The sequence below is a fragment of the Flavobacterium zubiriense genome (assembly GCF_041729725.1).
Classification (GTDB): domain Bacteria; phylum Bacteroidota; class Bacteroidia; order Flavobacteriales; family Flavobacteriaceae; genus Flavobacterium; species Flavobacterium zubiriense.
The window spans coordinates 1-218 of record NZ_JBCFQL010000044.1 but is presented as its reverse complement, the minus strand read 5'-3'; the positions used below and the strand labels follow the sequence as shown (position 1 = coordinate 218).

Genomic DNA, 218 nt, shown 5'->3' with positions numbered 1-218 from the left:
TTTCAGATTCTAATGAAACCCCATTCCTATCGGAATGGGGTTTTTTATTCCTGTTTTGTTTGTAAAAACGGTAGTAATATAAGGTACCTTAGCTCAGATGGTAGAGCAATGGACTGAAAATCCATGTGTCCCTGGTTCGATCCCTGGAGGTACCACATAATACAAGGCTCGGATGGTGAAATTGGTAGACACGCTGGACTTAAAATCCAGTGAACAGC

General features: G+C 41.7%; 1 tRNA gene. It reads left to right on the top strand.

Annotated elements, in window-relative coordinates:
• Window positions 1–82: 82 nt before the first annotated feature.
• A tRNA-Phe gene (locus AAGV28_RS15455) sits at window positions 83–155 on the top strand.
• Window positions 156–218: the final 63 nt, after the last annotated feature.